Source organism: Dokdonella fugitiva (genome assembly GCF_004342425.1).
Taxonomy (GTDB): Bacteria; Pseudomonadota; Gammaproteobacteria; order Xanthomonadales; family Rhodanobacteraceae; genus Dokdonella_A; species Dokdonella_A fugitiva.
Genome location: NZ_SLWQ01000007.1, coordinates 184,798 through 206,298 on the forward strand (window position 1 = coordinate 184,798; position 21,501 = coordinate 206,298).

General features: G+C 68.2%; 17 protein-coding genes. 5 read left to right on the forward strand and 12 right to left on the reverse strand.

The window, feature by feature from the left end; genetic code table 11:
- Positions 1-9: 9 nt before the first annotated feature.
- Positions 10-3,072: a TonB-dependent receptor gene (locus EV148_RS13380; protein ID WP_131999074.1), complete on the forward strand. Its 3,063-nt coding sequence runs from the start codon at positions 10-12 to the stop codon at positions 3,070-3,072.
- Between the two features lie 304 nt (positions 3,073-3,376).
- Here the strand turns inward: EV148_RS13380 and EV148_RS13385 are convergent, their stop codons facing one another.
- The 5 genes from EV148_RS13385 to EV148_RS13405 form a co-directional block, all read right to left on the reverse strand.
- Positions 3,377-4,051: a hypothetical protein gene (locus EV148_RS13385; protein ID WP_131999076.1), complete on the reverse strand. Its 675-nt coding sequence runs from the start codon at positions 4,049-4,051 to the stop codon at positions 3,377-3,379.
- Between the two features lie 127 nt (positions 4,052-4,178).
- Positions 4,179-5,240: a hypothetical protein gene (locus EV148_RS13390; protein ID WP_131999078.1), complete on the reverse strand. Its 1,062-nt coding sequence runs from the start codon at positions 5,238-5,240 to the stop codon at positions 4,179-4,181.
- Positions 5,241-5,453: 213 nt separating this feature from the next.
- Positions 5,454-6,284 carry an Ivy family c-type lysozyme inhibitor gene (locus EV148_RS13395; protein WP_131999080.1) on the reverse strand — a complete coding sequence of 277 codons (831 nt, stop codon included), beginning with the start codon at positions 6,282-6,284 and terminating at the stop codon, positions 5,454-5,456.
- Positions 6,285-6,315: 31 nt separating this feature from the next.
- A complete protein-coding gene (locus EV148_RS13400; RefSeq protein ID WP_131999082.1) occupies positions 6,316-8,205 on the reverse strand; it encodes an RCC1 domain-containing protein in 1,890 nt (629 codons plus the stop codon).
- Positions 8,202-8,585, reverse strand: coding sequence for an RCC1 domain-containing protein (locus EV148_RS13405; protein WP_158287465.1), 384 nt, complete (start codon positions 8,583-8,585; stop codon positions 8,202-8,204). Before EV148_RS13405 ends, EV148_RS13400 begins: the two co-directional genes overlap by 4 nt.
- A 499-nt stretch (positions 8,586-9,084) precedes the next feature.
- On the opposite strand from EV148_RS13405, the gene EV148_RS13410 reads away from it, so the two are divergent.
- On the forward strand, positions 9,085-11,748 hold the full coding sequence (locus tag EV148_RS13410; protein WP_158287466.1) for a protein kinase domain-containing protein: 2,664 nt from the start codon (positions 9,085-9,087) through the stop codon (positions 11,746-11,748).
- Positions 11,749-11,945: 197 nt separating this feature from the next.
- Here the strand turns inward: EV148_RS13410 and ssb are convergent, their stop codons facing one another.
- Positions 11,946-12,488: a single-stranded DNA-binding protein gene (gene ssb / locus EV148_RS13415; protein WP_131999088.1), complete on the reverse strand. Its 543-nt coding sequence runs from the start codon at positions 12,486-12,488 to the stop codon at positions 11,946-11,948.
- Between the two features lie 267 nt (positions 12,489-12,755).
- Between ssb and EV148_RS13420 the strand changes: the two genes are divergently transcribed.
- A complete protein-coding gene (locus EV148_RS13420; RefSeq protein ID WP_131999238.1) occupies positions 12,756-13,685 on the forward strand; it encodes a polyprenyl synthetase family protein in 930 nt (309 codons plus the stop codon).
- Positions 13,686-14,062: 377 nt separating this feature from the next.
- Here EV148_RS13420 and EV148_RS13425 read toward each other — a convergent pair whose 3' ends face one another.
- On the reverse strand, positions 14,063-14,851 hold the full coding sequence (locus tag EV148_RS13425) for a dienelactone hydrolase family protein (RefSeq protein ID WP_131999090.1): 789 nt from the start codon (positions 14,849-14,851) through the stop codon (positions 14,063-14,065).
- Between the two features lie 95 nt (positions 14,852-14,946).
- Here EV148_RS13425 and EV148_RS13430 point away from each other — a divergent pair, with 95 nt between their 5' ends.
- Together EV148_RS13430 and EV148_RS13435 are read left to right on the forward strand one after the other, a co-directional pair.
- Positions 14,947-15,405: a c-type cytochrome gene (locus EV148_RS13430; protein WP_131999092.1), complete on the forward strand. Its 459-nt coding sequence runs from the start codon at positions 14,947-14,949 to the stop codon at positions 15,403-15,405.
- Positions 15,406-15,745: 340 nt separating this feature from the next.
- Positions 15,746-17,179, forward strand: coding sequence for a hypothetical protein (locus tag EV148_RS13435; RefSeq protein WP_131999094.1), 1,434 nt, complete (start codon positions 15,746-15,748; stop codon positions 17,177-17,179).
- 43 nt (positions 17,180-17,222) lie between these two features.
- On the opposite strand, the gene EV148_RS13440 is transcribed toward EV148_RS13435, so the two are convergent.
- The 5 genes from EV148_RS13440 to EV148_RS13460 form a co-directional block, all read right to left on the reverse strand.
- On the reverse strand, positions 17,223-17,888 hold the full coding sequence (locus EV148_RS13440) for a cytochrome b/b6 domain-containing protein (RefSeq protein ID WP_131999096.1): 666 nt from the start codon (positions 17,886-17,888) through the stop codon (positions 17,223-17,225).
- Positions 17,885-18,139 carry a YciI family protein gene (locus tag EV148_RS13445; protein WP_131999098.1) on the reverse strand — a complete coding sequence of 85 codons (255 nt, stop codon included), beginning with the start codon at positions 18,137-18,139 and terminating at the stop codon, positions 17,885-17,887. Before EV148_RS13445 ends, EV148_RS13440 begins: the two co-directional genes overlap by 4 nt.
- Before the next feature lie 137 nt (positions 18,140-18,276).
- The gene (gene murD / locus EV148_RS13450) at positions 18,277-19,641 is read right to left on the reverse strand and encodes a UDP-N-acetylmuramoyl-L-alanine--D-glutamate ligase (protein ID WP_131999100.1); all 1,365 of its coding nucleotides are present in this window, start codon (positions 19,639-19,641) and stop codon (positions 18,277-18,279) included.
- On the reverse strand, positions 19,628-21,028 hold the full coding sequence (gene murL, locus EV148_RS13455; RefSeq protein WP_131999102.1) for a UDP-N-acetyl-alpha-D-muramoyl-L-alanyl-L-glutamate epimerase: 1,401 nt from the start codon (positions 21,026-21,028) through the stop codon (positions 19,628-19,630). Before murL ends, murD begins: the two co-directional genes overlap by 14 nt.
- Positions 21,025-21,456 (reverse strand): endonuclease domain-containing protein, encoded by a 432-nt coding sequence (locus EV148_RS13460; protein WP_425479865.1) that lies wholly within the window; start codon positions 21,454-21,456, stop codon positions 21,025-21,027. Before EV148_RS13460 ends, murL begins: the two co-directional genes overlap by 4 nt.
- Between the last annotated feature and the right edge of the window lie 45 nt (positions 21,457-21,501).

Here is a 21,501-nt window from a genome sequence, read left to right on the forward strand (position 1 = left end):
GTGTCGTCGATGCGTCGTCCGTTGCGTATGCTGCTGCTCAGTCTCGCCTGCTCCACCGCGCTCGCGCAGGCGCAGGTCTCCTCTTCCTCCACGATCGACGTGCCGGCCGGCGACCTCGCGACTGCGTTGAACACGCTCGCGCGCCAGTCGGGCACCCAGCTCGTCTATCGCGCCGACCAGCTCAAGGGCGTGCACACCGCGGGCGTGCATGGCGCGACCTCGACCGAACAGGCGCTGGAGAGCCTGCTGCGCGGCAGCGGGTTCAGCGCGACCCGCGATGCGTCGGGCGCCGTGCTGATCGAACGCGACCAGGCCGCGGCGGAACGTCCGGCGGCGCCGGCCGCGCAGCCGAAGAGCACGCCGGCGAATCCGCCACCGGACGACAAGCCGGTGACGAAGTTCGAAACCCTGCAGGTCACCGGCTCGCGCATCCCGCGCGCGCAGATCGAAGGTCCCGCGCCGATCACCGTGATCACCGCCGAGGAAATCAAGGCGAACGGCTTCACCACCGTGCCCGACGTGCTGCGCGCGATGACCCAGAACGGCGGCGAGACGCAGAGCCAGCAGTCGGCGAGCGGCGCCGACTTCTCGCCCGGCGCACAACAGGTGGACCTTCGGGGCCTCGGGCCCAACCACACGCTCGTGCTCGTCAACGGCCGCCGCATCGCCGACTTCCCGATGCCGTTCAAGGGGCGCAGCAACTTCACCGACATCTCCAACATCCCGATCGGGATGATCGACCGCATCGAGGTTCTCACCGGTAGTGCGTCGGCGATCTACGGCTCGGACGCGATCTCGGGCGTCGTCAACTTCATCCTGAAGAAGCGCATCGATGGCACCGTCCTCGACGTGCGCGCGGGCACGACCACCGAAGGCGGCGGTTCCTCGTTCGACGCGAGCATCGTCAGCGGCTTCGAACACGGCGACTTCAGCGGGGTCTACAGCCTCGAGTTCACCTCGCAGAACCCGCTGTGGGCGTACGACCGCGACATCCAGGATTCGACGCTCGACGCGCCGACCGCGAGTTCGCGCGCGGCGCGCCGCGCGTACCTGCGCACCGACGACACCGACACCTACCTCGACCCCGGCGCGGCGACCTGCGCGGCGCTCGCCGGCCAGAACCGCGGCAGCACCTACCATGCCTCGCGCCCGGGCTGGGGTCCGTACGATCCCGACCTCGACGACTACGGCCCCGGCTACTACTGCGGCAGCGACAAGTCGATCGGTTACGGCACGATCCTCAGCAAGCGGCGCGGCATCAACGGCTACGCGTCGCTGTCGTACGCGTTCGGCAACGGCAGCGAATGGTTCGCCGACCTGCAGGCGGGCCACCACACGGTCGACATCTTCCGCGACGTCACCTCGTGGAGCTACATGGCGCCGGACGGCAACGAGGAAGGCTATTTCAACAACCAGGCGACCGGCGGCATCGAATACTGGCAGCGCCAGTTCTCGCCCGAGGAAATGGGCGGCCTGAATCGCGGCATGATCGAGACGACGCAGCGCACGTTCGGCATCACCACCGGCTTCAAGGGCACGTTCGGCGAGTCGTGGAACTACGAGGCGTCGCTGAGCCATTCGCGCTACGACGCGACGATCAGCTGGCCGCAGATCGTCGCCGCGCGCGCGAACGCGCTGTTCCTCGGCGAGCCGGTCGGCGAGGACGACGACGGCCTGCCGATCTTCGATGCCGACCCGACGCGCCTGTACACGCCGCTCACGCGCGCCGAGTACGACTCGATCGCCGCGCGCACGGTCTACCATCCGGAATCGGAAACGAGCACCGCCGCGTTCACCGCGAGCACGATCGACCTGTTCGCGCTGCCCGGCGGCGACGCGGGATTTTCCGGCACGCTCGAAGTCGGCCGGCAGGCGTACGACCTCAATCCCGATCCGCTCGCGACCGAGTACTACTACTACAGCTGGCGCGATTCCGACGGCCACGGCAGCCGCAACCGCTGGGCCGGCGCGGGCGAACTGCGCATGCCCGTGGTCGACACGCTCAACCTCAGCCTCGCCGGCCGCTACGACCAGTACCGCTACTCCGGCCACGAGATCGGCAAGGCGACCTGGAGCACCGGCCTCGAGTGGCGGCCGATCGACAGCCTGCTCGTGCGCGGCTCGTACGGCACCGCGTTCCGCGCCCCGGACCTGCACTACGTCTACGCCGGCGTCGGCAACGACGAAACCTCGGGCATCGACTACTACAACTGCCTCAACGACGACGCCGATGACTGCGAGGAATATTCCGAAGGCCTGATCCGCACGCGCGCGGGCAATCGCAAGCTCGACCCGGAAACGAGCAAGTCATGGACCGCGGGCTTCGTCTGGTCCCCGCTCGACGGCCTCGACCTCTCGCTCGACTGGTTCGACATCGACATGCGCAACCAGGTGCAGGACATGAGCGTCGACTCGATCCTGCGCGACGAGGCGTCGTGCCGCCTCGGTGACCTCGACATCAACTCGCCGACCTGCGTCGATGCACTCGCGCGCATCACGCGCAGCAGCAACGGTTCGCTCTACGGCATCTACGTCAATCCGATCAACGTCGCGCGCGAAACGACGAGCGGCGCCGACCTTTCGGCGCGCTACCGCTTCGACACGTCGGTCGGCCGCTTCACGCTGTCGGCGAACCACACCTGGGTCAAGCGCCACGACTTCCAGCAGTACAAGGGCGATCGCGTCGAGGACGAATTCGAGGTCAACAGCGGCTTCGACATCCCGCGCACGAAGACGAGCGCGAGCGTGACCTGGGAAAAGGACGCATGGTCGGCGACCCTGCACGGCGAACGCCTCGGCCGCCTGCCGAACGGCTGGTCGTACGACCAGGTCTGGGAAGACGGGGATCCGGGCCCGACGATCGCGCCGACCTACCGCTTCAATGCGTCCGCGCAGTACACGTTCGGCGACCACGCGCGCCTCTCGCTCGCGGTGACGAACCTCTTCAACAAGATGCCGCCGCACGACCCGACCTACACCGCGTATCCGTACTACGACATCTCGTGGTTCGACGCGGTCGGCCGCACCGTCTACGTGCAGTACACGCACAAGTTCGGCGGCAGTCCGTTGTAGCGCCGGGCGGAGCCGCGGGCTCGCGCTACCTTCATCATCCGCAACCCATCGGCACGGAACGGGGCCGTCGAAGCACATTCGGCGTCCCTTTCCGTTCCACCTCGCCACGATGCAGGGCGGCCCATGCGGCCGCCGGCAACGATGGCTCTCGCGGCGTCCGCCCCGACTCGCGGCGGATCCTTGCCGTCCATCACGAGCAGCCCGCCCTAGCCGATGTCGCTGAGCCATCCATGCGGCTTGCGCGTTCCGCCGCGGGGCCGGGAGACCTGCCGGCTTTCCCCGGCTGGACGCCAACGTGCGCGCTTCAGGGCTGCCATACCGAATTCATGCCCACCACGACGGCTTGCGGCACGACACTTTCGGGGTTCGCGATCATGATGTTCACGTAGTAGTCGGCGCCGGGTTGCAGCGGGCACGCGGTATCCGGTGCGGTCGTCGAGAAATGCCAGAAGACGAGCGCATTACCCGCCTCGACGTCCGCCTTCAGGCAACCTGGCGTCGGCAGATGCGCCGCGAAATCTCCGCAGGCGCTGCTGATCGCCATGGTGACACGGGCAGGCGGCGATGACGGCACTTCGGAATAACCGAACCGACCCGAAAGATTTCCCGGCGCTGCCGGCGTGCGGAAATGTGCTGCCACGTAGTTCCATTTGCCGAAATTGCGCAGCGTCGGCGCAGGCGCGTCGCTGAAGCCCGGCCATGACACCGGCACGGAATCGATGACCGAGGAAAACCCCCACAGATTGTCCCATTCGGTAATGTTCACGTTCGGGCGGACGTGCGTCGTATCGGAGCCATAGCTGATGTTGCCGACGGGCTGCCACGTGCGCATGCCGTCGGGCAGTGCGAGCTGCGGTGAGCAGACCCATTCGAACCCGCCGGAAAAGATGATGTCCGAGGCGTCCGCCGCGGCGGACGCGATCGGCGCCAGCAGGAACATCACGCCTGCCAGCCGGTGTTCGCCGATGCCCGATGCCATCGAACCCCTCCTGATGCCCACCCCGAACGCTCGGCGCTCGTGAAGATTAGGCATCGTGCCATTTTTTTATTTGCTCCTCGGCAACGCGCACTCAGGGTCACGGAACTCCGAACAACGCGCGCTCGCGTCATCCTTTCGCATAAGCTTCTCGGATCAACGCTTCCTGATGCTCGTCCAGCCTGGCGCCGACCTTGGCGATGCGCCCGGACCTGCGGAAGAATCGGTAGATCACGTAGGCGATCGCCAGCACTACGGCCACGAGCGAGATGCCGCCCATGGCCGCTGCGGCCGACGTCCAGCCCATTTTCGCGAAAAGCAAGAACAGCGGACTGACGAGAACGGTGTTGATGAGCAGATAAATTCCCGCAGCGATCAGGATGGACATGCCTGTGTAGCGTTCGACGCCGAGCTTCTTGTTGATGCCCTGTCCGCGAAACAGATGCCAGTGCCGGCCTGCACTGTGGTTCACCAACGCGGAATACCATCCGTTGGACGCACCCGCGCTGCGGAACGAGATCAGGGAAACTTTCTGACCGGCACGCAACGGAATGTCGTGATGCGCGAGCCGCACCGCATGCTCCGTGCCGTCGCCGGCGCGCAACCAGAACTCGTGCGTCCTGTCGACCGTCGAGCTGATCCGCACCGGGCTGGTGCTGCCGTGCACGTGACCGAGCGCACCGGTCGTGACATAGCCGCCGCCACCACCGCCATGGACGTGCGTTTCGCTGTACTTGTCCGAGCTCATGACCTCGCCGGTCAATATGCTGAACTCGACGGTCGTCTTGCCATAGACGAAATTGTGGCCGTCACGCGCGATCTGTGGCGCTTCCAGCTCGGCCTTCTTGATCGCGGTGAATCCCTTGCCGAGCTTCTCGCGTCCGGGGCCCTTTGCCCACTTGGCTGCGGCGTCCGTCGCCTGCATCAGCTTCTCCTTGCCGGGACCCTGGGCCCACTCAGCCGCGGCGCCGGTCGCCTGGCGCAACTTCTCGGCAGCGAGCTGCGATGCGGTGACGGCGACGACGCGCGTGACGACACCTTGCGCGTCGGTCGTGAACTCGACGGCCTGGCCAGGCATGGGCGCACCCGGCGATTGCCACGTGCGTTCGAGTTCGAACGACCACTGTCCGCCGTCGTTCGCAATGACACCCTGCATGCCGTCTGCCGGGACCCTCGAGATGGTTCCGCGCATCGGCTGTGATTGTTCCACCATGGTCCTCCCCCTTCGGGCGCTCGCCCGGAATTGCGGATGCGATCCACGACGACGACTGCGAATAGGGCCTCCGTGGCGTGAACGATGCCGGGTCCGCCGCCTTCGCGCCCGCGCACAATCGGCACTGCGCCTGCGGCGTCGACGCTTCGCTGCGGCCTTCCCTCTCCGAGCCGGTTCAGTCGCGGAGTGTTGTCATCGCGGGCGTCCGTAGAGTCGGGCTTGATCCTTTGCCTCCAGGCGATGCAGTTCCGCCATGACGCCTGACGGCGGATTGCCGATCGCATGGGGTGGTCGCCCCTCCAGGTACACGGCACCGTAGACCGTCCCGCGCGCACGGTCGTAGAGCGTTCGCACATGGTTGTCCGCACAGTTGTGCGGCTGACACGCGCCGACCACGAGATACTCGACATTGCCGATGCGCGTCGTCCCGAAATCGGTGTTCTGCCCCATGTCCGCGAGCCAGGAGACTTTCCGGTAGGCTCCCAGTGCCGCGTGATAGGCGCGCTTGAAGCGTGGATCGCTCGCCATCAGTTGCCAGCTCGAGCCGATCGGTTCCTGCGATCCCGGTGCCGCCGACGGCGGCGCCGTAGGCATCTCCGGCTTGCGTCGCTTTGCGCTGTCGCAATCACGGAGTTTGCGCCGGTCGCCAGCGAGGATTGCCTGCGCATCCGGATGGCTGCCGCCATCCTCGACGTAGAGTCCAAGGCGATCCCGGTAGACATGGAAATCAAGCCGGTCCGACATGAACTCCACCTCGAACCCCTGCGGCGGCTCCGTGTTGCCGAACGTCGAATACACGGGCTGCACGCCGCCCGACTGCATCCGGCGTGAATCCCGCTCGAGCACGATTCCGGTCGGCAGTATCCGGACGCGCACCGCATGCGGATTGGCGCAATCGGTCGAATACGAGCCACCGTATCGGGCCAGCTCGTCGAGACGCCCTTGTGCCCGCGCCGTGCCGGTCATTGCAGTCCCTGAAACCGCAAGCAGAACGAGTACCTGCGATTGAATGCGTCGGTTCATGCGTCACCTCGAAAATGTCCAGTGCTCGTGGTCAATCGAAGCCATCGCGGAAGATGACGTCGGTGCGAAACCACCGACCGATGTCGACCGGCGCCGTCATGTTGTTGCCGATCGAGCCGTCGCCGAGCTGCCCGGAGTAGTCGGATCCCCAGCACCTGGCACGACCGTCGGCAAGGCGCACGCATGAACCGTCGTAGCCGAGGGCGATTGCAACGACCGTTCCGCCCAGGCCGACAACGTCGACCGGCAGGATGCGCGTCGCCAAGGTTCCGTCACCGACCTGATAGTTGTTGTTGTGGCCCCAGCATTTCAGCAGGCCGTCCTTGACCGCACAGCTGTGGTAGCCGCCCGCACCGATCGCCGTGACACCGGATGCGAGACCGTCCACGCTGACCGGCGCCGTACGCTGGACCTGCGTGCCGTCGCCGAGCTCGCCGTAAGGGTTGTAGCCCCAGCACTTCGCAGCGCCGGCCGTCGTCATGCCGCAGGTGTGTTCACCGCCAGCGGAAATCGCCGCGTAAGGGGTTCCGGAATCGTCGATCGCCGTCGGCAGGTAGCGGTCCGTCGTGCTGCCGTCGCCGACCTGACCGCGGAAATTGCGTCCCCAGCACTTCACGCCGCCATCATCCAGCAATGCGCAGATGTGCCGTTCGCCCGCGCTGATGGATACGACAGCGTGATCGAGCCCGACCACCGCGACCGCGTGATCGCGATCCTCGAGGCTGCCATCGCCGAGCTGGCCCGAGTCGTTGCGACCCCAGCACATGACAGCCCCTGCGGACGTCAATGCGCAGGTGAAGGACAAGCCTGCGGTGACTGCGACGGCGTCGCTGGCACCCAGCACCGGCACCGGCGTGTTGCGCGCGATCGTCGTACCGTCGGCGAGCTGGTGGTAGTTGTTGCGGCCCCAGCACCAGACGGTTCCGTCCGCCTTCGCCGCGCACGCGTGCTGCTCGCCTGCCGCGACATCCAGCACGCCGCTTTCCAGTCCGTACACGTCGCTGGCGCCGGACGAATCGATGCCGCCGCCGCTCGTCGTCTGTGCACCGTTGCCCACTTGACCGTAGTCGTTCACTCCCCAGCACATCGCCCCGCCGGCTTCGGTCGCCGCGCAACTCGTATTCCGGCGCAATGCCAGGCGCACCGGCGCCGATGTCAATCCCGAAACGATCCAGGGGCGAAGGATGGCTTCCAGATTCCAATGGATCGTATTGCCGTTGCCGCTCTTGCCATAGTCGGTATTGCCCCAGCACAGGATCCTGTTGTAGCTACTCCGAACACAACTATTGTTGTCGCCGAGCGACATTTCGACGATTGCGCCATTCATGCCGCTGACATTGGTCGGCCGGTTGAAGTCGGCCGTCGTGCCGTCGCCGACCTGCCCGCTTCCGTTTTCGCCCCAGCACTTCAACACCTGACCGGCCGCGAGTGCGCAAGTATGGTCACCCCCTGCTGCAATGCGGGTCACGCCGCTGGCAAGCCCGTCGACGGCGACCGGCAGGCTGCGACTGGAATTGGTGCCGTCCCCGAGTTGTCCCGAGCTGTTGCGGCCCCAGCACTGCATGCCGCCAGTCGAGGTCAAAGCGCACGTGTGATAGCCGCCGACCGCGATCGCGGAAACGCTTCCGCTGACCGTCACCGCAACCGGCGTCGTCCGCGTCGTCGTCGTGCCGTCGCCGATCTGCCCTGCATTATTGCGACCCCAGCACTTCATCTGGCCGCCGCTGATGAGTGCACAGCCGTGCTCCTCGCCTGCGCCGATAGCGATGGCGCCGGCTAGACCAAGCACATCGCCCGGTACGGGCTGGTCCGATGTCTGACCTGTGCCGAGGCGGCCGTTGTCGCTTTCACCCCAGCATTTGACGCCACCGGTCTGCATCAGCGCGCAAGTGTGCGACGTACCGAGCGCCAGAGCTTTCACACCGCTAGAGCTTTCACACCGCTGGAGAGTCCCGTCACTGGCGTCGGCACCGCCCGATAGAGCATGGTGCCATCACCGAGCTGACCACTCGAATTGAGGCCCCAGCATCGCACGCCACCCGACGTAGTAAGTCCGCAGCTATGGCTCCCGCCAGAAGCGACGGAGCGAAGGCGCTCTTCGGACGTGTCGACCTCGACCGGTGCTGCGCGGTCGAGCAGGATCGAATAGCCGTCGCCGAGCTGCCCCGAGTTGCCCCGCCCCCAGCAGCGCACATGACCGTCGTCGACATCGATCGCGCAGGTATGGTCTCCGCCTGCCGACAGTGTCGCCGCCGAACCGACCGCCGGCCACATCGGCATCAGCGCGAGAAGTACGCGCAATCCACTTCTACCAAGATCCATCATAGCCCCCCGATTCTGGTTCCCCTCCGCACGAACGGCGCCAGCTGGCACCTGACTCGTTCGGAATCCCTGAAGTAGCAAGCACATCGCATGCCAGCCAAACCGATGCAATTCCATCGCTGTACGGTCCTCGAATCCCTTGCGACGCATGGCCGTCAGACCGTGACAACGGGCGTGCGGTTTTGACGCCTTTCCGGCGCGATGGTCCGGAGCCGCAATTCGCCCCCTGATGCTCACCTCGTTCGCGCTGCGCGTCCTCACGGAGCCTTCAAGGAATCTTCAAGACCGCGCCGATTGCCGGGAAGAGCGTGCTCGCGCGGACTTGCGTGGATGCGGAAACAGTTTGTAAGGTTCGGCAGTCCCCAGGGGGAGTAACGCACATGGAGCGCTCACCGTGATGAGATCGGCGGACGCCGCGCCGAGCGCTCGATTGCTGCATCGATGGCGTTTCGGCCGAGTCGAATTCGACGAGGCGCAGATGGAATTGCGCGTCGACGGCGCCGCCGTCGCCATGGAACCTCGACCACTGCAGGTGCTCGCACTGCTGCTGCAGCATGCCGGTGAAGTCGTCACCAAACAGGAACTGCTGGACGCGGTCTGGGATGGGCGGCCGACGGTAGAGCACGTCATTGCGACCGCGATCGGGAAACTGCGTCGCGCCTTCGGCGAGTCCGACGGAGAGCCGATCGTCACCGTGCCGCGCCTCGGCTATCGGCTGGTCGCACCGGTGGAACGGGTCGCGGTCGGTCGGCTGATGACCAGCGAACTCGCGTTCCGCGCCGGCGAAGCCGTGCCGGGAAGAGAGCGCTTCCGCTTCGAGTCGCAACTCGGCCGGACGCTCGGCAGCGAAGTCTGGCTGGCGCGCCACGACAAGACACATGAGGCGCGCGTCTACAAGTTCGCGTCCGATGCGACACGTCTTTCCGCGCTCAAGCGCGAAGCGACACTCTCGCGCGTGCTGCGCGAATCGCTCGGCGAGCGCGAGGGTTTCGTGCGCGTCATCGACTGGAACTTCGCCGACGAACCGTTCTACCTCGAAGAGGAATACGGTGGACGCGACCTCGTCGCATGGTCGGCGGACGAGCCCGATCTTTCGCAGTGGACGATCGCGCAACGCATCGCGTTCTTCCTGCCGATCGCCGACACGCTCGCCGATGCGCACGGCGTCGGCGTGCTGCACAAGGATCTCAAGCCCGCGAACCTGCTCGTGCGACGGAAAAACGAAGGCGCCTGGCAGGTCCTGCTGACGGACTTCGGCAGCGGACGGCTGCTGCATCCCGAACGCCTCGACCAACTCGGCATCACTGCACTCGGGCTGACGCATACCCAGGCGATCTCGCCGAATTCAGGCACGCCGCTCTACCTGGCGCCGGAGGTCATCGCGGGCGGCCAGCCGACCGTGCGCAGCGACGTCTACGCGCTCGGCCTGCTGCTGTACCAGATCGCGGTCGGCGATCTGCGCAAACCGCTGACATCGGGTTGGGAGCGCGACATCGACGATGCGCTGCTGCGCGAGGACATCGCGCGCGCAACCGACGGCGAGCCGGCGCGCCGGCTTGCCAGTGCCGCCGATCTCGCCGACCGGCTGCGCCGCCTGCCCGAACGACATGCCGAACGCGAGCAGGTCGCCGCGACTCGCCATGGCGAGCGCCTAGCCAGGCAGGCGCTCGATCGCGCGCGCGCGCGACGGCCATGGGTGGCTGCGTTGGTCGGGGTGCTCGCGCTTGGCCTGGGCATCGCGGCTATCCTCTACCAGCGCGCCGATGCCGCGCGACTGCGCGCGGAGCGCGAAACCTCGCGCTCGAACGCAATCCAGAAATTCCTCAGCGAGGATCTCCTCGGCGCCGCCGATCCCGGCAATGCCTACTACAACGGCGATCCCACGATCGCGGAGTTGCTGCGCCGCGCGGAGGCCCGCCTGACCGACCGCTTTGCCGACGACCCCGCGATCCGCGGCGCGATCTATGAAGCGCTCGGTCGCGCTCAGGCCGGATTCGGACATGCCGATCTCGCCACGGAAAATTATCGCCGCGCGGCCGCCGCCTACGCTTCGGCGCCCGACGCCGCGAATGCGGTCGCTCGCGTGGATTACGACGAAGTGCGCATGCTCGCGCTGCGCCATGACTACGCCGCCGCCGATCGCGCACTCGAAGCCGCCGATCACGCTGCAGGCGATCGCGCTGCAGGCGATCCCGACCTGGCGCTCCACGCGGCGCTCGCACGCGGCATGCTCGCCAACCAGCGCTTCGATGCGAAGGGCACGCTGCGCGAGTACGCGATCGCCGACGCGTTGCAGCGCAAATACTGGCCGGAGGATGCCTCGCTCGCATTGCCGATCCGCTCGCGGCTGGCGGACGGTTATCTGCGCGAGGGCCAACTTGCGGCAGCCGAAGGCGTCATCCGCCAGCAGATGCTCGGCGACCCCATTCTTGCCGAACAGCGCGTCGGCAAGGCGGCCATCGGCGGGATGCGCAAGGAACTCGCGCGCGTGCTGCGCAATCAGTCACGACTGGAAGAAGCCCGGACCGAGGCGGAAGCCGCCGTCGAGCTGACCAAGCAGGGACTCGGACCCGATCACTTCCACGTCATCGACGTGTTGAGCGTCCTGTCGAGCATCTACCAGGACCTGCACCGATGCGAACCCGCGCTCGCGACCGCGAAAGACATCGTGCGGCGCTACGATGGAGTGCGCCCGCCGACGGACCAGGGCGCACTCATCGAAACCGGCAATCTCGGCTTCGTCGAATACGATTGCGGCCATCTCACGGATGCGATCACCCATCTCGGGCATGCAGAAGCCGGCCTCGCTGCGCAATTCGGTGCGGGCAACCCGGCTGCGCAGGCATTCCGCGTCGGACTGGCCCGAGCGCTCGCGGACGCCGGCCGCTACGACGAAGCGCTCGGAAAGCTGGGCGACGCCTCGGCCGAAGCGGTGCGCAACGCCGAAGCACGCAGCGACGCCGACGACACGGTGGATTTCGTGCGCGGCACCGTCTACGTGCTGCAAGGCCGCCGCCGACAAGAAGGCTTGAACATCTTGCATGCGCTGTACGAGCGCGTCCGCCAGCGCGACGGCGGCTCCGACCTGCTGCCGCAAATCGAATCCTTTCTGGTCGCGCACGAAAGAAAGACGTCTTCCTGAAACCATGCGGCGACAGCCCGTGCACGGGCGCACTCGCGCCATGCGTGTCGATTCATCGCGCCATGGATCAAACGACGAGGGAACGCAACCTTCTCGATAACCGAGCGCACGGATTGCCGTTCGAGACCACCGTGTTCGCGGCGCCCCGCGATCGGGCGAGTCCGCCGACCGCGAGCCAGCGCGCGACAAAGTCCGGTTCAGAACGGAATATCATCATCCTCGAAACCGCTGTCGGCCGGCGGTGCGGACTGGCGCGGTGCCGCGGCAGGCGGTGCGCCGCGCGACGACGACGAGCGCTCGCCGCCGCGATCGCGGCTGTAGCCGCCACCGCCGCCACCGCCGTAGCCGCCGCCTCCACCACCGCCGCCGTAACCGCCGCCTTCACCGCCGCCACCGCCGCCGCCCGGGCCGCCGAGCATCTGCATTTCATTGGCGATGATGTCGGTCGAATAGCGCTCGACGCCGTCCTTGTCAGTGTACTTGTCGGTGCGCAGCGAACCTTCGACGTAGACCTGGCGCCCCTTCTTGAGGTACTCGCCCGCGATCTCGGCGAGGCGGCCGAAGAACTTCACGCGGTGCCACTCGGTGCGCTCCTGCTGCTCGCCTGTCTGCTTGTCCTTCCAGCTTTCCGAGGTCGCGATGCGGATCGAGGTGATCGCGCTGCCGTTGGCGGTGTAGCGCGTTTCGGGGTCCGCACCGAGGTTGCCGACCAGGATGACCTTGTTGATGCCGCGTGCCATGGAGCGATTCCTCTGTTCGTATAGCGTCCGGAAAGGACCGAGGATAACACCGAGCGCGACCGGAGCCGCCGGCATCGGCCGCATGCTCGCGTAAGTCCGCGCCGCGGCTCGCCGTCCGCAGGCACCGACGGCCGGCGCCGGCCGCCCGCTATACTTGCAGGCCACCCGGTCCGCCACACAGGCCCTGCCTTGAGTTCTGCCGCCCCGCTCCCCGCCGCGCCGCACATCGCGCGCCTGGCCGACGTCCAGGCCTTCGCTGCCAGCGACATGGCGGCGGTCAACGACCTCATCCGCGCCCGTCTCGCATCCGACGTCGTGCTGATCAACCAGATCGCCGAGTACATCATCGGTGGTGGCGGCAAGCGCCTGCGGCCGATGCTGCACCTCATCGCCGCGCACGCGGCGGGGTATGCCGGGCGCGACCACCTGCAACTCGCCGCGCTGATCGAGTTCATCCACACCTCGACCCTGCTGCACGACGACGTCGTCGACGAGTCGGACCTGCGCCGCGGCCGCAAGACCGCGAACGCGGTATGGGGCAACGCAGCAAGCGTGCTGGTCGGCGACTTCCTCTACTCGCGTTCGTTCCAGATGATGGTGGAACTGGACAGCATGCGCGTCATGCGCATCCTCGCCGACACCACCAACCGCATCGCCGAGGGCGAGGTGCTGCAGCTGCTCAACATCGGCAACCCCGACACGCACGAGCAGGCCTACCTCGACGTGATCGAACGCAAGACCGCCGTACTGTTCGCCGCGGCGACGCGCCTCGGCGGCGTGCTCGCCGGCGTGCCGGCGGCCGAGGAGGAAGCGCTCGCGCGCTACGGCCTCGACCTCGGCTTCGCGTTCCAGATCGCCGACGACGTGCTCGACTACGCCTCCGACGCGGGCACGCTCGGCAAGAACATCGGCGACGACCTCGCCGAGGGCAAGCCGACCCTGCCGCTGATCATCGCGATCGAGCGCAGCGCGCCGGGCCAGGCCGACATGCTCAGGCGCGCGATCCGCGCCGGCGGCCTCGACGCCCTCGACGACGTGCTCGCCGCAATCCATGCCACCGACGCACTCGACGCTTCGCGCCAGCGCGCGCACGCCTACGCCGATTCCGCCCGCGACGCGCTGACGGCGCTGCCACACTCCGATGCGCGCGATGCGCTGGCGGTGCTCGCGGAGTATGCGGTGGATCGGACGAAGTGAGGGGCTTGGGGGCTGAAGCGCATCGCGCCTTCCGCCCGCACAAACGCGGCGTATATCACCTGTAGGAGTGCACCCTGTGCGCGACCGTCGCGCCTCGGTGCATCGCACGCCGCGGTCGCCCACAGGGTGGGCTCCTGCCGTTGAAGCGCATGTGACGAGAGTTCATCCGTTCGCCCCGAGCGCAGGCCCGCAGGGCCGGAGTCGAAGGCGTGCCGCGGGCGCGTCTCGACTGGCCTCGCCGCGCGAGCTTTGCCCGACGCGGGCGGAGCCGTGGCGAAGCAGAGCTTTCGACGCGGAGCACACAGGGCACACGGAGGAATCAATCCCGATCGCTCGTCTCCGTGTGCCCGTGTTTCGATCTTTCCGCCCTACCGGCGTCAGCCGGCGAACACCTCGTCGAAGAATGCGTGCATCTGGCGGAACGCGCGCTTGGCCGTGCGCTCGTCGTAGGAGCAGCCGGGGATCTGGCCGTGCGCGCCGGGGATCGCGAAGCAGTGCACCGCGCCGCCGAAGGCGATGAACTGCCAGTCGACCTCGGCGCCGCGCATCTCCTGCTGGAAGCCGGCGATCTGCTCGGGCGATTCGAACTTGTCGTCCGCGCCGTGCAGCACGAGCACCTTCGCCTTGATGTTCTTCGCGAGCGCCGGATCGTCGGTGGACAGGTTGCCGTGGAACGAGACGACGCCCTGCACGTCGGCGCCGCTGCGCGCGAGGTCGAGCGTGGTCGCGCCGCCGAAACAGAAGCCGATCGCGCCCCAATGCCTGCCGTCGAGCGGCGCCTTGCCGGCCTGTGCCTTCAGTTGGGCGAGTGCGGCGCCGATACGCGCGCGCAGCACGGAGCGGTCCTTGTACATCGCCTCGGTCGCGGCGCCCGCTTCCTTCGCATCCTTGGGCCGCGCATCGCGGCCGTAGACGTCGGCGACGAGGATCACGTAGTCCTTGCCGGCGATCTGCCTGGCGAGATCGAGGTTGTCCGGCGTGATGCCGAGCCAATCCGGCGTCATCACGATGCCCGGGCGCGGCGTGTTCGCCGCGTCGTCGTAGACGAGCACGCTCTGCATCTTCTTGCCGCCGACGTCGTAGTCGATCGTGCGGGACACCATCGCCGCGTGCAGTGGCGCGGCGAACAGGCATGCGGTGGCGACTGCGAGCAGTGAACGGAGCATGATCGGATCCTCGGCGACGGAAGGGACGCCCATTTTAAGCCGGTCGGCGCGGGGCCGCTGCTACACTGGGTCTTCCCCCATCCACGGAGCCGCCGATGCGTCGTCCCCGCCTGATCCTTGCCATCCTCGCCGCCGGTGCCGGCCTCGCCGCGGTCGCCACCGCCGCGGTCAAGCCCGAGTCGGCGATCGCCTATCGCCAGGCCGGGTACACGATGCTCGGCTGGAACTTCGGACCGATGGCGCAGATGGTGCGCGGCAAGACGCCGTGGGATGCGGCCGAGTTCGCGCGCCGCGCCGAGCGCGTCGCGCAGATCGCGCCGCAGTTGCTCGAAGGCTTCCCCGAGGGCTCCGACGCCGGTGCCAAAACCGATGCGAAGCCCGAGATCTGGAAGAACATGGACGACTTCAAGGCGAAGATGGACGAACTCGTGAAGCAGTCCAGACTGCTCGCCGAGGTGGCGAAGTCGGGCGACGAGGCGAAGATGAAGGACCAGTTCAAGCAGACCGCGGGCGCATGCAAGGCCTGCCACGAGAAGTACCGCAACGAGGAGTGAGGCGAAGGCGCCGCATTGCGCCCCGCCGACGCCCGCACGTCGCCGCACCCGGCAAGGGTGCCTGCGCGCCATGGAGCCGGGATCGAAGTCGCCGGGCACCGGCGCTCTCCGGCGGGACGACAAGCCCCCGCCGCGGCGAAGCCGCGCCGGCGGGCCCACGTGCCCGATTCGATGCGAGCGATACGTGAAATAAACGGATTCATCACCCTTTTGTAGTGCGCTTTCCCCCGCCCGGGCGAACCATCGAGCCGACGGCGACGACCGTCCGTCCACGCGCGCCGCGCACCGTGCCGGTGCCTCGCGGGTGCGCGCGGCGACATCCACGAGAGGGGAAGCATCGATGCTCACGAGTCAACCGTACCGGGCGCCCGCAGGCGCCCTCCTGCTTGCACTGGCAGGCATGTTCACGCAGCCGGCGTCCGCGGCGCCGCCGCGCCTGTGGCAGGCGAGCGACGCCATGCACTACCCGGGGCTCGCGCACGGCGCACTGCCGTTGCCGGCGATGGCGCGAGCCGGGACGGCAGCGCCCGGTACCGCGTCGGCCTGGATCGAGCAGAAGATCGCCCCGGCCGACGGTGGCGCGGGCGACCTCTACGGCTTCCGCGTGCTCGTCGCCGGTGACACGGCGTTCGTCAGCGCGCCCGCGCCGCTGGCGCGCGCCGGCGCGGTGTACGTCTACCATCTCGACGGCGCCAACTGGGTCGAGACGCAGAAGATCAGCGCGACGCCGCCACCGAGCACGCCGCCGAACTGGTCCGACTTCTTCGGCTGGTCGCTGTCGCTGTCGCAGTCCGGCGACAAGCTGCTCGTCGGCGCGCCGGAGACGTTCAACCCGATGGCCGGTCCGGCCGGTGGCGCCTACCTGTTCGCGCGCGGCGACGACGGCACCTGGTCGCAAGTGCAGGACTTCGCCCCCCCGGTGCCGATCACGCTGACCTGGTTCGGCCGCGCCGTCGCCCTCTCCGGCGACGTCGTGCTCATCGGCGAACCGTCCTACAACATGACCACCGAAGGCGGCCGCGGCGCCGTGCATGCGTTCGCCGAAAGCGGCGGCACATGGTCGCTCGTGCAGACGATCCGCGCCAGCGACGGCGTGAACATGGACGATCACTACTACGGCGGTGCGATCGCGAGCGACGGCAGCACCGTCGTCATCGGCGCGCCAGGCGCCGACTTCTCGTCGTCCGGCGAGTATCCGACCGGCTCGGCCTACGTCTACACGAACGACGGCGGCATGTTCACCGAGACGCAGAAGATCGTCGCGGCGGACGGCGCCGACGGTGACCAGTTCGGCTATGCGCTCTCCCTGTCCGGCACGGACCTGCTCGTCGGCGCGCCCGCGGCGATGGTCGGCGGCAACGTGCACCAGGGCGCCGCGTACGTCTTCGACGGCAGTGGCGGTTCGTTCGTGCAGGCGCAGAAACTCGTCGACGACGCCGGCGAGGCCTACGACCAGTTCGGCCAGTCGGTGTCGCTGCGCGGCGGCGTCGCGCTCGTCGGCATGTGGAGCTACAACGACGAGCCGGGCAGCACGCCGCCGCCGCCGAAGGCGGGGCACGTCGGCCTCTACACGACGAGCGGCTCGGGCTGGTCGCTCGCGCAGACGCTCGCCGGCGGCAGCGGCAGCGACGGTGACTCGTACGGCTGGGACGTCTCGACCGACGGCGTGACCGTGCTCATCGGCGCCGATGCCGACGGCAGCATCGCGCAGTACCAGGGCGCGGCGTATTTCTACGCGAACGACACGATCTTCGCCGACGGCTACGAGGGCTGATCGATACCACGCATTCCGCGCACGGACGCGCGGACATGCGGCGTCACCCGGCCTCGCCCCACGCGACCAGCGCCCATACGACCGCCGCGGCAAGCACGGCGAGCATGAGCGCGAGCCAGGGCGTGGCGAAGCGCAGCGCGCGTGCATCGACGTCGCGCGCACGACCCGACCACATCGGCGCGACGAGGTTCGTGCCGCGCAGCGCGTACGCGGCGATCGCCCCGAGGTGCACCACGACGAGCGCGAGCAGCACGTAGCGGTTCCACGCGTGCACGCGCGTCATGAGATCGACCGTCGCGGCGGACACGCGCGCGACGAGCGGACCCTCCTCGCTGATGTCGTCGCTCGCGAACAGGCCGGTCGTCGCCTGCACGGCGATCGACGCGAGCATCGCGACGACCGACCAGCCGCCGAGTGGATTGTGCCCGGCACGCCGCGGTGCCTCGGCACGGCCCAGCCCCGCGAGGTAGGCGAGCACCGCGCGCGGGCCGCGCACGAAGTCGCCGAAACGGCTCGTCTGGGAACCGAAGAACCCCCACAGCACGCGGAACAGCACCAGCGCGAGCGTCGCGTAGCCGCCGAGGTAGTGCCAGCGCATCGACGGGAAACCGAATTCGCCGCTCGCATACTGCAGCGCGACGAGCGCGACGAGCAGCCAGTGGAACGCCCGCGTCGGCAGGTCCCAGACGCGATCCGCCTGCTCCGTCATGTCGCGTTCCACTCGTGGACGGTCACGGTCGAGGCGCGCTCGATGTGCAACGGATCGCGCTCGGCGATCGCGCGCGCGTCGGCGAGCGACGCGGCGCGCAGCAGGTAGGCGCCGCCACTCGCGTCGCCGAAGCCACCCGCAAGCTCGACGCGCTGCTGCGCGCGCAATCCGGCGAGGAAATCACGATGCGCAGGGACGAGGCCGGTATCGAAACCGGGATTGCGCATGACGAGCACGAGGTAACGATTCATGGCGCGATGATCGCATGAGCCGAGGGCCAAGGGCATCGCGGCTGAAGCCGCTCCCGAAGCCAGCGCGCGCTCGTGCGGGAGCGCCGGAAGGCGCGATGCTCTTCAGCCCCGGCCCTCGCCCCCTCCCCCGAGCCGCCCTACGCGATGCCGAGACCTTCGATGCGACCGATCGCCGCGGGGTCGAAGCCGGCGAGGCGCGCGAAGGCGCAGCCGCGTTCGGCGTAGTCCTTGAACTGGTCGAAGCTCGGCGCGCCGGGCGACAGCAGCACGACGCCGCCCCGCGCCGTCGCCGCACGCGCGAGCGCGAACGCGTCGGCGAGCGTCGCTGCCGAAGACAGCGCGTACGCGCCGCCGGTCTCGCGCAGCAATGCGGCGATGCGCGCGCCGTTCGCGCCCATCGTGACGATCGCATGCGGCGGCTCGCAGCGCACCGCATCGGCGAACGCGTGCCAGTCGAGGCCGCGGTCATGCCCGCCGACGAGCACGCTCACCGGGCGGCCACGCAGGCTCGCGAGCGCCTCGAGCGTCGCCTGCGGCGTCGTCGCGATGCTGTCGTCGACGTAATCGATGCCGTCGCGCACGCCGAGCGCCTGCAGCCGATGCGGCAACGGACGGAACGACCCGATCGCGGACGCAGCGGCAACGGCGTCCTCGCCCGCCGCCTCGATTACCGCGAGCGCGGCGCAGGCATTGAGCGCATTGTGCGCGCCCGGCAACAGCGACTTCTCGAGGTCGAACACGCGCGCGTCGCCGCATGCGATCGCTTCGCCGTCGACGTGCCAACCGCGCGCGTCGCCGAACAGGCGTCGATCGCCATGCGCCGACGTGCGCGCGACCAGTTCGTCCTGGCGCGCGTTCGCGACGAGCGTGCGTGCGCGCCCGGCGAGCGCGAGCTTGTCGGCGACGTAGCGCTCGCGCGTGCCGTGCCAGTCGAGGTGTTCTTCGTGGATGTTGTTGACGAGCGCGACCGCGAGCGACCCTGCCTCGCGTGTCTGGAAACTCGACAGTTCCACCACCCACCAGTCCGGCGACACCGGCGGATCGAGCAGCTCGAGCAGCGGCAGGCCGATGTTGCCGGCAAGGGCGACGCGCCGGCCGAGCGATCGCAACAGGTGCGCGACGAGCGCGCTGACCGTGCTCTTGCCCTTGGTGCCCGTCACGGCGATCACGCGCGCGTCGGGGTTTTCGGCGAACCAGAGCGCGGTGCCCGAGGTGAAATGCGTGCCGTTGTGCTGCGCGTCGAGGATCTCGGCACGGTAGGCGCCGATGCCCGGCGACTTGATCACGACGTCGTAATTCGACAATGCGGCCGCGCCCGGTGCCTCGGTTACGACGTGCACGGCCGGATGCGCCGCGTGCCCGTACAGCGCCTCGGCTTCGTTGCAGAACAGCGTGACCGGCCGGCCCGGCAGGCGCAACTGCAGCGCGGCGAGCGCGGCATGGCCCTCGCGGCCGAAGCCCCAGACCGCGACGCGCTTGCCGGCGAGATCAGCGAAGCGCATCGGTCGGACGCCGTTGGACGTGCGCGAGCAGCGCCGGCGGAATGCGCGACTCGCCCGCCGGCGCGAGCAGCGGCGCGAGCGCGAGCGACGCCGCATCGAGCTGGGGCAGGACCTCGTCGACGAAGCGCGCGACGAGCGCATCCTCGCGCCACTCCGCGCGCTGCGCGAGCGCATGCATCGCCGCCCGCGACTCGCCGCCCTCGCCGACGCATTCGAATGGCTTGTGGTCGCGGAATTCCATCAGCGCGTCGAACGCGGGCGCGAGCGATTCGTCGTCGAGCAGGTTGCGCCCGAAGATCGCGAGCAGGCGCGGCTTGGGCATGAACGGTGCGAGCGCGAGGAACACGAAATGGCATTTCGGGCACTGTCCGCACCAGCGGTCGGCCGGCTTGGGGCCGAGGATGCGGAAGTTGCGGTTGCAGCTCGAGAACACGTCGTCGTAGCGCGCGCTGCGCGCGAAGCGTTCGGCCACCGCGAGTTCGGACAGCGGACGCAGCAGCGAGTAATAGTCCAGCGTGGGCGAGACGAGCGCGTGCAGGCGCTCGTGGAAAGCGCGTTCGAACTCCCAGCCCTTGCTCCACTGGTGGTTGACCGGCTGGCCATCGTATTCGAGCGTCGCGCTCGATGCCGAGCGCTCGTTGGAGAACGCGATCGCGTCGTAGCCGTACAGCACCGCGGCGACGGCGAGAATCGCCGAATTGATCGCGGTGACCGGGATGTGCCCGTTGTACGCACCCTGCCTGTTGTACTCGAACAGCAGTGGCGACAGCTCGCGCCGGATGTTGAGCAACGGCAGGCCCGTGCGCGCTGCGCACGCGGCGATCAGCGGCGAGTTGCCGACCCACGTCGCGGTGGCGTCGACGCCGGCGGCCTTGAGGATCTCGACGCTGACGAGCGAGTCCTTGCCGCCGCCGATCGGCACGAGCGTGCGTCCCACCACATGCCCCGCTTCCGTGGGAGCGGCTTCAGCCGCGATGCTCCTGCCCGATGCGTCCGAAAGCGTCGCGGCTGAAGCCGCTCCCACGGGAAAGCGGATGCGTCCGCGCAGGTCGAGCTTGTTGTGGTACGCGAACTCGCCGAGCCCGTGCAGGTAGAGCGCATCGAGGAACGCCGCGGTCGCCACGTCGGGCTTGCGCGCCCCGACGCGCAACTCGCCCGGCACGCCCGCCTTGTAGTAGCTGACGCCGGCGATGAAATGCAGCAGGTCGAGCGCCGCATCGAGCGCCTGGGCACGCGCAGGGTCGATCGCGGGCGCGTCCGGGAACACGATGCGCTCGACCAGTTCGTCGCCGTCGTCGAACGCGTAGGCGAGTTCGGCGACGCCGTCGGCGTAGCCGCGGCGGACGAAGCGGAACGCGCGTGCGGTGCGCGGGTCGGCGGCGGTCATGCGCTTCTCCCCCTCTCCCCGCCGGGGAGAGGGCCGGGGTGAGGGGACGTGCGGAGCGCGACATCCGGTTCGCCGGAACCCCGCCGTTCCGCCGCCAACGCCTTCAGGATCTGCTCCAGCACAACGTCGATGTTCTTCAACACGTCATCATTCCAGAATCGCAGCACACAATAACCGGAGCGCTGAAGCCATCGAGTGCGCGCCGCGTCCTCCTCGACCTGCTCGAGATGCTGACCGCCGTCGAGTTCCACGATCAAGCCTGCATCGGTACAGACGAAATCGACGATATAAGGACCGATTTCATGCTGTCGGCGAAACTTCCAATCGAGCAAAGCGCGGTTCCGCAAACGACGCCACAGGGCGCGCTCTGCGTCGGTCTGCGCGACACGCAGCGCACGCGCTCGTTCAACATTGAGACGCTTCACCACGGCCACCCCCTCACCCTGCCCTCTCCCCGGCGGGGAGAGGGTAAA

Coding starts and splice junctions, on each gene's coding strand:
- EV148_RS13380 (WP_131999074.1), top strand. CDS start 10: ATGCGTCGTCCGTTGCGTATGCTGCTGCTCAGTCTCGCCTGCTCCACC.
- EV148_RS13385 (WP_131999076.1), bottom strand. CDS start 4,051: ATGGCATCGGGCATCGGCGAACACCGGCTGGCAGGCGTGATGTTCCTG.
- EV148_RS13390 (WP_131999078.1), bottom strand. CDS start 5,240: ATGCGCGGAACCATCTCGAGGGTCCCGGCAGACGGCATGCAGGGTGTC.
- EV148_RS13395 (WP_131999080.1), bottom strand. CDS start 6,284: ATGAACCGACGCATTCAATCGCAGGTACTCGTTCTGCTTGCGGTTTCA.
- EV148_RS13410 (WP_158287466.1), top strand. CDS start 9,085: ATGGAATTGCGCGTCGACGGCGCCGCCGTCGCCATGGAACCTCGACCA.
- ssb (WP_131999088.1), bottom strand. CDS start 12,488: ATGGCACGCGGCATCAACAAGGTCATCCTGGTCGGCAACCTCGGTGCG.
- EV148_RS13420 (WP_131999238.1), top strand. CDS start 12,756: ATGGCGGCGGTCAACGACCTCATCCGCGCCCGTCTCGCATCCGACGTC.
- EV148_RS13425 (WP_131999090.1), bottom strand. CDS start 14,851: ATGCTCCGTTCACTGCTCGCAGTCGCCACCGCATGCCTGTTCGCCGCG.
- EV148_RS13430 (WP_131999092.1), top strand. CDS start 14,947: ATGCGTCGTCCCCGCCTGATCCTTGCCATCCTCGCCGCCGGTGCCGGC.
- EV148_RS13435 (WP_131999094.1), top strand. CDS start 15,746: ATGCTCACGAGTCAACCGTACCGGGCGCCCGCAGGCGCCCTCCTGCTT.
- EV148_RS13440 (WP_131999096.1), bottom strand. CDS start 17,888: ATGACGGAGCAGGCGGATCGCGTCTGGGACCTGCCGACGCGGGCGTTC.
- EV148_RS13445 (WP_131999098.1), bottom strand. CDS start 18,139: ATGAATCGTTACCTCGTGCTCGTCATGCGCAATCCCGGTTTCGATACC.
- murD (WP_131999100.1), bottom strand. CDS start 19,641: ATGCGCTTCGCTGATCTCGCCGGCAAGCGCGTCGCGGTCTGGGGCTTC.
- murL (WP_131999102.1), bottom strand. CDS start 21,028: ATGACCGCCGCCGACCCGCGCACCGCACGCGCGTTCCGCTTCGTCCGC.